Origin of the sequence: Bradyrhizobium sp. SRL28 (assembly GCF_018596315.1) — a bacterium.
Classification (GTDB): Bacteria; Pseudomonadota; Alphaproteobacteria; order Rhizobiales; family Xanthobacteraceae; genus Bradyrhizobium.
In genome coordinates, this window is the sequence record NZ_JAHEAG010000093.1 from 1 (window position 1) to 10,981 (window position 10,981).

The following is a 10,981-nucleotide window of genomic DNA, read 5'->3' on the forward strand; positions in this document are numbered from 1 at the left end:
GGTCTTGTCGTCGGAGTGTATGAATCCGAAAGGTGTGTGTCTTGCGGGATCGGCGTGTTCGTACGCGGCGGCGCGGTTGGCGGATACGGCTATGTCAGCCACTTCTACATTACGGGCGAGTTACCGAACCTTTACCACCACGGTGAAACATCACACCTAATACTCGCGCTGAATGGCTTGGGAGTGTACAGCGGCTTTTACCACGACACGTCATCAACTTCACAGTGAACGTAACGCGAGGTGAAGCCAACATGTTTGATTACAAAGAAGACTCATACCTCGCACACAGCGTTTGATCATGAATCGCAGGCGGCCTCTGCCGCCTAACCTGAGCAGTGAGCATTGAAGTCTACAGGCATCTGGCATTTGATGAAGATCTCTCAAGCATTCGCCATAACAGGCCGTTCCATCAACTGGCGAGTCGCCCTGCGGAGCACAACGATTCTGACCTCCGCGTGGCTATTCGTGCAGCTAACCCAGATATCGAGCGGGCCCTCGACCGCACAAGCCAGCGCTCCGCCAAGTGGAGCGCTCGTCAATCCGGCTGCCCCTGATGACCTGGGTGCCGATTACAAGTCGGTTGACGCTCGCTCACTCCCGACCGGGCATTGTCGCGTCAAGGACTCGGAGCTCAGCAATGTTCAGGTGGGCTCAAATTACGCGGACGTCGTTTACGTGTTCGGCTGCGCTGGCACGATCACTTCAAGTAAGATCGTCCAAGGGATCAAGTTTCACGTGCTTGCTTGGAATGACGGGCAGTTCTTAGCGCTATTCGTTAACGGAAAGCTGTCGATCACATCGCAGTCCGGCCTTCGGTAAAGGTCGACGCTCTTGCAAGCTTAGCGAGCTTATTTTCTCTTACGCTTTGCATCGCCGTCTTACACGTGCGAAGCCGATCTCGTCAGGCGTACGACGCCAGAAGCGGCGATTTGTTAGTTTGGAGACAATCCTAACAATCTGGCGTCACGAGCGTCGCTGTCATGGAGGTGAGGACCACAATCGGAACGTTCCTACCGCAGACGGTTGTCGGTAACGGACAGCCTGATGCACGCGCACGAACTGCCGCGCGATGCATGCCTCCCGGCACCTCACGTTGCAAGCACGAAGATCCAGACGCTAGCAGGCGCTGACGTTTAATCGCCATTCTTGCTGAGCAGGTGAAGGACACGACTGTCCCGTCGCGGAGTGACTGAGCCGCAGAGTGGCAAACGCGGGCTTGGCGACGAGCCTACAACACTGCCATTTTGCGCGAAAAACTAAATGGGCTTGAAAGCGACAGCAGTCATCTCAGTTCACCAAACGTCTCTATTAGCTTCCTCGGTCCATCGACAGTGCTTTCAACAGACTTAAGCCTCAGGCGCATTCTAATCCGTTATGACCATCTGATTTTTTTCGTTTGCGAGTCGTGGGCGCGGCGGCATGTCGTAATTTCGACAGTCCCCGTCTCCGCCTGAAGCGCAGCCGGTTTTCGAAAGAGCAGATCATGGCGATTTTGAAGGAGCGGAGCTGGCGTTTCGGTTGCCAATCGGTGCCAGAAGCACAGCCTCAGGAACGCCGCTATCCAACGGCAAGTATGGCGGGATGGATAAGAGGTCAAGCGCTGTTGAAGGCGTCGGATGACGAGACCGGGATATGTGGGGTGCGGATGGACGTGCGTCTATGTCTTAGGAACACATGGGTTCCAATATTTGATGTTGGACGCGGCTTTGACCGTGGTTCGGGGCGAGCACCATGCGCCGGGTCACTGGACTAGGCGTCTCATCGCATCAGCCCAAGCAAGAGTGAGACTACTATGCGGATTCTTATGATTTCCGCTGCCGTGCTGGCCGGATGCCTCCGCCTCTCGGGAGCATATGCTGAGCCACTTTTGGTCTCGCACTCCGATAACAAGACTTATCAATCGGTGCAGGAGGCCATAGACACGTTACCGATGCAAGGCGGCGATATTCTGATCGCGCCCGGCACCTATTGCGAGAAGGTCAAAGTCGTCAAGCCTGGTGTTCATATAGGGGCACCGGCAGGAAGCCGGATGACATGATTGTTGTCCACGGCGGCGGCCGCGATCAATGTGGGTGGAACCGCTCATTCGGCGACGCTGAACGCATCGGGCGACGACTTCCGGCTCGACAATTTGACGATTCAAAACGACCACTCCCAGCATCGGGCGAATCCGCCTCCGCAGGCCGTGGCGCTTTCCATCACTGGAGACAAGGACCTTATCAGGCGCGTCCGCCTGCTCGGCGCACAAGACACACTGTTTGCCAATAAGGGGCCGAACGGCCGAATGTCGCGGCAGTACTTCTCGGACTGCTACATCGAGGGACATGTCGATTTCATATTCGGCAACGCCAAGGCCTATTTTCAGCACTGTGAGTTACATGGCATCGCCAATCAGGTGGCTATCTATACCGCACAGAGCAAAGGATCGCCGGACGAGGACAGCGCCTATGTTTTCGATCATTGCACCCTCACCGCCGATTCCGCCGGACACGGCATTGCCCTCGGCCGCGCTTGGCGCCCTTACGCTACGGTAGTTTTATTGTCCACCAAGTTAGATCTGCCGGTGATCGCGGAAGGTTGGCGCGAATGACTCCCGGCAAGACCGACACACCGAGGACGGCCTATTACGCCGAATATAAATCCACCGGCATCGGGGCAATCCCACAGGGCGCGAGCCCTACTCCCATCAGCTCACCAACAGCGAAGCCACGCAATGGTCGCTTAGAGAAGTTCTTCGGGGATTGGCTGCCAACCCACCACCACAATAGGAAATGAGGGCATTCTTGAGCTTTGCGCCCCTTGCCGCCGCGCTGTTTTGCAGCCTGCACGGGGAGCCGTGCCGACTTACACTTGTCCCACCACCGGCCGCCCAACCACAGCGCTCAACGCCGGCATCTGCACGCAAGAGCTTGCAGTATACACGTCCTTCATCAATTGTGGGGATTCTTGGCTTGGTGTCGCCAAGATCTGCAGCAGTGCGCTGTGTTCCATTGCGGATAGTTCGGCATGACGACCAAAATGGCCGCACTGAGCATAGTGGCGTGCAACGCTGCACCAAGTGCGGCTAGAATAAAGAGTCACCGCGAAACCTTGGCGCGAATCGCGCGCGGCTCAATAGAAAGAGATATTGGCCGTCGGCAGCTCAGAGCCAGGCTTCGGCCAAGTGAACGAGCTGAGATCCGGTGCGATAGAGTGACTCCCGCGCGGCACGAAAGCGCGGCTCCTCGACCGCGGTAACCGGAAGCGGAAGGCTTTTTTCCGCAACATGGCCGAGGACGTAGGATGCGAGCAGGCTACCAAAGACAGTACCCGGCGCGATGCCTCGACCGTTGTATCCACTGAATCCAACGACATTGCGGTCGAGCTTGTGAAAACGCGGCAAATTGTCAGAAGTCATACCGATCATCCCGAACCAGCCAGCCTCGACCTGAATGTCACCGAGCTGCGGAAAGAGCTTGCGCAGCGAGCGGGCAGCCCAGGCCCTGTGCACCGACGAGCCGCTCCCCTCAAGGGCGCCAACACTGCCAAACACGAGCCGACCTGCGCGGTCCAAGCGAAAAGAACGGAGCACATGCTTCGTATCCCAGGCGCCCTGTCGTTCTGGCAAGATCGACGCTCTCAAATTGGCTAACAAAGGCGGTGTCGCGAAGTTGAAGTAAGGCAGATGAATTTGCTCTTGTCGCACCTGCGACCACGGCCCTTTGGCATAGGCGTCGGTGGCAACGATCACCCAATCCGCATGAACAGACCCGGTTCCGTGTCGACCTTCCAGCGCGGGCCGATGTCACTGACTGCGAGAACTGTACTTTGTGTGAATATCTTCGCACCCGACGCCAGCGCGACGCGCGCCAATCCACGTGCATAGGCCAGGGGCTGTATAGTGCCGGCGCGCTTATCCAGCAGAGCACCACCATAGTCGCCACCGCCGATCCTTCGGCGTGTTTCCTCGGCATTGAACATCTCGACCGGAACACCACGTCGTTGCCATTGCTCGGCGCGAATCTCGCTCTCTTCCAATCCCTTGCGCCCGACGGCGCAATGCAGCGTTCCCGCACGCTCAGCTTCGCACTCAATGCCGTGCTTCTCGATGAGTTCGAACACCTCTTGTGGTCCACGGCCGAGCAGCTCGATCAGGCGCTCCCCAAAGGTTTGCCCAAGCGTCGTCACGAGGATATCCGGCATCACCCACATGCCAGCATTGACAAGACCGACATTGCGTCCGGAGCGCCGAATCCGATTTCGGACGCTTCCAGCACAGCAACCCGCGCACCTTCTCGGCAAGGTGGAGAGCTGACGAGAGGCCTGTGTATCCGCCACCGATGACGACGACGTCGACCTGCATGTCCCCCATCAGAGGACAGGTCTGGGCTGCGGGTGGAGCAGACAGCTCCCATAATCCATGGGACCTCGGATCGCCCTGCATCAAGTAAACTCCCTCTGCCTAATCGGAAAAAGGGTTAGAAGTTAGGACAGCCCGCACCTCCAGCTGAATCCTGAAAAATGCTTGCGTGAATCAATCAAGCTACCGCCCTAAGCGGACTCTATCTTCTACATGTGCCGAGAGTATCCATCAAACAACGGGAGCCGGCGGGCGAAACATTCGTACCAACGTAAGCCTAGACCAACGCATGTTGACGCTCCTTCGTTGAAACTGTGAGTGCATTAACAAGCTGAGATTTTATCCGCCTGAGTTACGATCTTGAGCCCGAAGGTGATCCCGACTTTGCTTTCGTGTCCCATGATGTCAGCCACAACTTTCCCTGCAACCGGCATTCTCGGCCTCGAGGCCCGAAATGTCATTAGACGGCGCATGGATGATTTAAGCGGCAATCTCTCGAAATATACATTTGGAGCTTCCAGAGCAATGCTGGCCCAGATTCGATCTTCTACTCGCTAGATGCTGGCACGGATTGATCAACGTCTTCCAGCTGATCAAGCGCGGGCCCGCTGGCTCAGTATCTCAAGTTCAAGATTCCCCAACAAAACAGCCCGCATGAATAGAATATTGTGGGCCGCTTCTGAGATTTGATGCTCGAACGCCTGGGACCAGATTGCTGCGGGAGAAAGGAGGATTTTGCTGACGTGGTCTTGGTATTCCACTCGCCAGAAACGGCTCGTCCGGCGGCTAGACCTGGTTATCCGGTTCTTTTCAATCGGGCCGGATTTGCTCCACGCTTTCTTCATACCCCATCTTGCGACAACGGCCTTGCGCCTCACTAACCCTTCGCCATCATCAGACGGACTTCCACCTCCAGGCTGTCGTTCATACTCAGCACACGAAAAAAGGGCCGCTTGAATGAACAAGCGGCCCAAGTCTAGGGAGGAAACGCCCAAGGAGGGCAGCGGTAGCGCATGGCGCCACCGCACTGCAACAGTATGCATTGGCAGTGCACAAAGCAAGAGGTTGACTTCCGGATCGACGTCAGAGCACGCGTCTTCGCTAGTTTTGCTCACAACCATTCGGGCAATTTGCCGAGCAAATCCGGACCCGGAGCCTGCGTTGAGCAAGCGCTTGGCATTGATGTTGGACAAACCAGTTCCTTAGTCGCGAAACGGCGCGTGTGAGCGCTGGTTGAAACACTACAAACCTCATGCGTACTCCACCGTCACGTTACCAATGACAATCTCAAGAGATAAAATCGCGAGCTTGACCGAAAAGCAAAAGTCCAGCCGACGCGTCGCGAGTGAATAGCGCTTCCATAACCGAGAGTTAGGACATGTTTTGTGCAGGGATCCTTAAGGGGGCTTGAATCGTACGTAACGTCAGGCTGTACGATCTTCCTAGCAAAATCGGCGCTCCCGATGTCGCCACAGTCGTTTGGAAGACACAAGCGCCTCGCAACTGAAATATCCCCATGACGCTAGCCCTCATTTTTCTGTCAATGTATTTTGTTTGCGTCTTCGCCGGTTGTGCCGTCGCAGGGCGTGCTCGTAGGCGGCGTGATCGCAGTCGTTCGCATGCTCCTTACGTTCAGACAAGCTCCTGCCCCGAAGAACGCCCCATTCAATTCCCCAGGCGGCGGTTATTCTATGAACCTTGGGAATAGGGGTTGGTCTTTTCCCATTGAGGCGCGTTACCGGCAGGGCCCTGTCGGGGTCTGTCTATGCTTGAACTATCGAAACGGCACCGTCTATGATATTCCCTAACCACAATGACGAGACAGCGCGTTTTCATAAATTCGCACGGGCAACTTGCTGGTGCCCATACCGCCGCCAACGTAAATACCCAAAATCAGAAATGACTTGGGGTGAACGTCAGAGGAGCCGTTGAGCTTTCCCCTGAATTTTATCGATTCTCGTGACTTTGCCCTGATCATTTGATTGCAGGTTAAGCCGGCTCAGTCCATCGTCAGCCTGGTTCTCGAGATCGGTCGGATCGATCTGCTTATTGAGATTGGTCGTGAGCTTCTCGCGATCGAGCTCACCTTCCCACCAGGCGACGATCACGCAGGCAACGCCATTGCCGCAGAGATTGGTGAGCGCCCGGCATTCGCTCATGAACTTGTCGATGCCGAGCACGATCGCCATGCCCGGCACCAGCCGCGGATCGACCACGGCGAGCGTTGCAGCAAGTGTGATGAAGCCGGCACCAGTTATGCCGGAGGCGCCCTTAGACGCCAGCATGGCTACGACCAGGATGGTCAGTTGCTGGCCGAAGGAAAGATTGACGCCGAGCGCCTGAGCAATGAATAGCGTCGCCAGAATCATGTAGATGTTGGTGCCGTCGAGATTGAACGAATATCCCGTCGGCAGGACGAGCCCAACCACCGATTTGGAGCAGCCAAGACGCTCGAGCTTTTCCATCAACGATGGCAGTGCGCTTTCAGACGAGTACGTGCCGAGCACGATCAGCAGTTCGTCCTTGACATAGGCCAGGAACTTGAAGATCGAGAAGCCTGCTATCCGCGCGATAATGCCAAGCACAACGAACACGAACAGCGCCGCCGTGACATAAAACGTCGCGATCAGCCCAATCAGGTTGAGGATCGCACCGGAGCCGAACTTGCCGATGGTGTAGGCCATGGCGCCGAAAGCGCCGACCGGCGCAGCCCGCATCACGATCGAGATCACGCCGAACACGCCATGCGCGACGTCATCGATGAAGGAGCGGATGGCTTGACCGCGTTCGCCAAGGCTCATGAGCGCGAAGCCGAACAGGATCGAGAACAACAGCACCTGCAGGATCTCGCCCTGCGCAAACGCGCCGACCACGGTGTCGGGAATGATGTGCAGGATGAAGTTGACGGTCTTCTGCGCCTCCGCCTGCTTCGCGTAGTTGGCCACAGCTTGAGCGTTCGCCGCGGCGCTGCCAAATCCTGCGCCGGGCCGCACCAGATTGCCGACGATGAGGCCGATCACCAGAGCGAAAGTGGAGACAATCTCGAAATAGACCAGCGCCTTGATGCCGATGCGTCCGACCTTTTTGGCGTCCTGGATGTGGGCGATGCCCGAAACCACCGTGCAGAAGATGATCGGCGCGATCACCATCTTGATCAGCTTAATGAAGCCATCGCCGAGCGCTTTGATCCAGTCATTGGTAGCCAGATTTGGCCAGAGCCAGCCAACGAGGGCGCCGAGCACGATCGCGATCAGCACTTGGACGTAGAGGATCCTGTACCACGGTTTCGATGCGGTGGGCGCAATCGGCCACGTCGTCACCACAATCGTTGCCGCCATGACGTTTACTCCCCTCTTGTTTTTCTTTCTTGCCTTGCCGCCTAAGCCCTGCGCACGCCTAGGTGATATGGATCCTCCAAAGATCGCATTTTTGCGCCTTCATCAGCGATGGGTCGCTTCAAACGCCCTTCGGTTCCATACCGACCTTTCATGCACACGGCCACCAAGCCGTCACCCCAGCCGATGCACTATCGACGCGTACGTGGTGGAGGTTTGGTCATGATTGCATGCCACAACCTGACGCTACGTCAGGTTCAAGGCATTTCAGTAGTCCAGCTGAACGATATTCTACTGAGCCTGTCCCTGGCTCTGCCGCCGTATATCAATCGCGCCACAATTCGAGCTCAGGTTGCCGGGATGAAGATGCCGCGACGTAAATTTCTTGACGCGAATTGGGCGCGGTATTGATCGGCGACCTGATTGATTGGCTGGTTGGATTATGGAGACGGCCGTCCGCAAGGACAGCCGGAGGATAGCGCCAGGACTCGATCCATTCTTTGGCCGGCAGCCTCGGCCTGCTCGATAATTCAGGTTCGGCGACCCGGGCCGCGTGCGCTCGAATGACGGCGCCGGACGCCGGGAGGGGGACCTCGGGCTCACAGATGGATGAACGAGACGCAGCGAACTTGCTGATCGCCACCAACACGGCGGACACGGCGCGTAGCGCGCCTGCCCCTGTTACACGACACCGAGGGCTTCAAGCGAAGCGCAAGCGGACGAGCGAATTTGGCAACGAACTGGAAGGAATGATCTTGGTAACCAAGCGGGAATGCTTGGCCGACAAGTTACAAAGATGATTGCCCTTCTCGGGACGCGGCCACATCCTCGGTCGAAAGCGCTTTTCCCAACGAGGCGTACAAGTTCGAGATCGAATTCGAGAGACCCGTTACCAGTGTGTTCGTCGGAATTTCTACGTTGAACACCAACCACAGGGATTACATCTCGTTTGCAGCTCCTCCGCGACAGCCATCGGCCGAGGCCAGCGTTGACGGCAGGATGAGAACAACAATCACCCAGCGAGAAAATTTCGCTGTCGCTGATGTTCTCCGCACGTAGGAGTGAGGCCATGAAGGCACCTGACGAATGCATCGCTGACGATTTGCTCGAAGGAAGAGCCGGTCCCGGAAATCTGAACAGTGCGATAGGTGGAGTTTCTGCCTGACAGCGGGCACGCTGGTGCCTGCAAATCAGGAGCGAGGATGAACAGACGACCGCGCAGGAACCACACACCGGCCTTCAAGGCGAAGGTGGCGCTTGCCGCCGTCAAAGGCGACCGGACGATCGCCCGACTGGCCGAGCACTTTGATGTTCACCCCAATCAGATTACGGCGTGGAAGGCCCAGCTGGAGGGTGGCGCTTCCGGAGTTTTTGGACCTGGGGGCACGGCGCCTGCCACGCCGGCGGTCGATGTGAAGTCGCTGCACGCCAAGATCGGGGAGTTGACGCTGGAGAACGATTCCTAAGAAACGGCACCAGCTCCCGGTTCCAAGGGCTGCAGAACAAAGCCGAATATCTTGGCACGTCGGTGCAAATTGTTGATCACTCGCGTACGGTAGCGTGTCTCGTAGGACGAGGCGCCGGGATCGACGTAGTCCATTCCGTGACGGACAGCGTTGTAGAACAGGACTGCGATCTTGCGGGCCGTCGCGGTGACTGCCTTGGCCTTGCCGATGCGGGACGACAGTCTTCTATAAAAGGCGCCGAGCGCGGTGTCGGTGCGTCCGACGGTTACGGCAGCAAGGCGCAGAAGAGCTGCGGCCCGACCGCCGGACCGGCGCGTTCGTGACGAGAGCATTTTGCCCCCGGAGACCTTATTGCTCGGCGCCAACCCCAGCCAGGAGGTAAAATGCTTTGCACTTGGCCATGAGGTAAGGTCGTCGCCGCATTCTGCGATCAGCTTCAGCGAGAGGTAATGACCGAGGCCGTCGATGGTGGTGACGTCCTTTCCGAGCAGCCCAAACAACGACGCGCGGACGTCGAAAGCCAGAGCGTTCGCTTGATCGGTTCTGTTCCGACGCCGCGAGACCGGCGGCGCTGATCCATGATCATGACCCCTATGGATAATGAGTTCCTTCAACACAGCCTCGATTCGGACGTCGCAGGCAGATGCCTTCTCGTGGTAAGCGTCGTAAAGGGCGAGTGCCTGATCGAGCGCAAACAGATGCTCCGCGCGGTAGCTTCCGGTGAGCGCCTTCGCGATCGTCTCGACACTGGAGTGGCAACTGTAATGGCGCAAACACGCCAGCGCCTCAGGATCGCGCTCGCCGGCAAGGATCGCGCGAATGATGCGCAGGCCAGTCGTTCCCGTGATGTCGGCCACAACGTGGTGGAGTTGAAGATTCATCTCGGTCAATGCCTTTTGCATATGCTGGATGTGTGAGGCGGCGTATTCCAGCAGACGCTCACGCTGACGCACGTAGGCTCGCAGCTCCGCAATTTGCCCTTTGGGCCGAAAGCTCGCCCGCAGCAATCCGAACGAATGGAGCCGCTGCAGCCACTGCGCATCGCTGACATCGGTCTTGCGCCCCGGCACATGCTTGGCATCGCGCGCGTTGACAAGAAACACGGCAAATCCTCGTGCATCGAGAAGCTCAAAGATCGGAATCCAATAGACGCTGGTTGATTCCATGACGACGGTCTCGACGCCGCATTCCACAAACCACTTTACTAGTTGATCGAGATCGGCCGTGAAGGTGCCAAAACTGCGTACTGGCTCCAGTACGCGATCCGCTCCTACGGCAGCCATGTGCATAGTCGCACCAACATCGATGGCAGCCGCGTTCGGGTGCACCATGGGCATGGTACGGTCGACCTTGGACTTCGACTTCTTGCGGTTCATCTCCAATCCTCCTGCTGACAGGGCGGAAGGGCTGAGCTGCGCAATTGATCAGATTCCTAAACGGGATCGCCTATGCGGCGTCACCACTCTCAAGTCCGCAACAGCTCATGGACCAGGTTTTTTGACGGGGTTAAATGCCACCAAAATCGTATCGGCCGCTCCCTTCCGAACGCAGTCTATCGCCAACCCGTTTCTATCCCACAGGGGGCGTGCAGCGCCGAGATCAGTTTTTTAGAAGGAGCGCTCACCAAGGCGGGATTGCTGAGCGCAAAGCGATGATCGACCGCGAGCACGATCTGTCGATCACCAGGCAGGCGGAAGTTTTGCAGATCAGCCGCGGCAGCGTTTATTATCTGCCGCGCCCGGTATCGGCCGCCGATCTCGAGATCATGCAGCGTCTCGACCGGCTGCACCTGGAGTATCCCTTCGCCGGCTCGCGAATGCTGCGAGGCCTGCTGGCTTTGC

4 protein-coding genes and 4 pseudogenes are annotated in these 10,981 nt (G+C 57.4%); 5 read left to right on the forward strand and 3 right to left on the reverse strand.

Annotated elements, in window-relative coordinates; genetic code table 11:
• From KIP88_RS44385 to KIP88_RS47575, 3 genes are all read left to right on the forward strand, one after another.
• Window positions 1-228, forward strand: a 228-nt coding sequence (locus KIP88_RS44385) for a hypothetical protein (protein WP_214494343.1), incomplete at its 5' end; no start/stop codon positions are given.
• A gap of 1,564 nt (window positions 229-1,792) precedes the next feature.
• Complete coding sequence (locus KIP88_RS47570; protein ID WP_249791527.1) at window positions 1,793-2,038, forward strand: hypothetical protein; 246 nt, start codon at window positions 1,793-1,795, stop codon at window positions 2,036-2,038.
• Window positions 2,039-2,590, forward strand: coding sequence for a pectinesterase family protein (locus KIP88_RS47575; protein ID WP_249791528.1), 552 nt, complete (start codon window positions 2,039-2,041; stop codon window positions 2,588-2,590).
• Between the two features lie 552 nt (window positions 2,591-3,142).
• Here KIP88_RS47575 and KIP88_RS44395 read toward each other — a convergent pair.
• Window positions 3,143-4,423 (reverse strand): annotated as a pseudogene (locus tag KIP88_RS44395) (NAD(P)/FAD-dependent oxidoreductase).
• 1,937 nt (window positions 4,424-6,360) lie between these two features.
• A pseudogene (locus tag KIP88_RS44400) lies at window positions 6,361-7,677 on the reverse strand (dicarboxylate/amino acid:cation symporter); the annotation flags it as partial.
• 1,199 nt (window positions 7,678-8,876) lie between these two features.
• Here KIP88_RS44400 and KIP88_RS44405 point away from each other — a divergent pair.
• Window positions 8,877-9,134 (forward strand): annotated as a pseudogene (locus tag KIP88_RS44405) (transposase); the annotation flags it as partial.
• 2 nt (window positions 9,135-9,136) lie between these two features.
• Here KIP88_RS44405 and KIP88_RS44410 read toward each other — a convergent pair.
• On the reverse strand, window positions 9,137-10,516 hold the full coding sequence (locus KIP88_RS44410; protein WP_214494344.1) for an IS110 family transposase: 1,380 nt from the start codon (window positions 10,514-10,516) through the stop codon (window positions 9,137-9,139).
• A gap of 227 nt (window positions 10,517-10,743) precedes the next feature.
• Between KIP88_RS44410 and KIP88_RS44415 the strand changes: the two are divergent.
• Window positions 10,744-10,981, forward strand: a pseudogene (locus KIP88_RS44415) (IS3 family transposase); the annotation flags it as partial.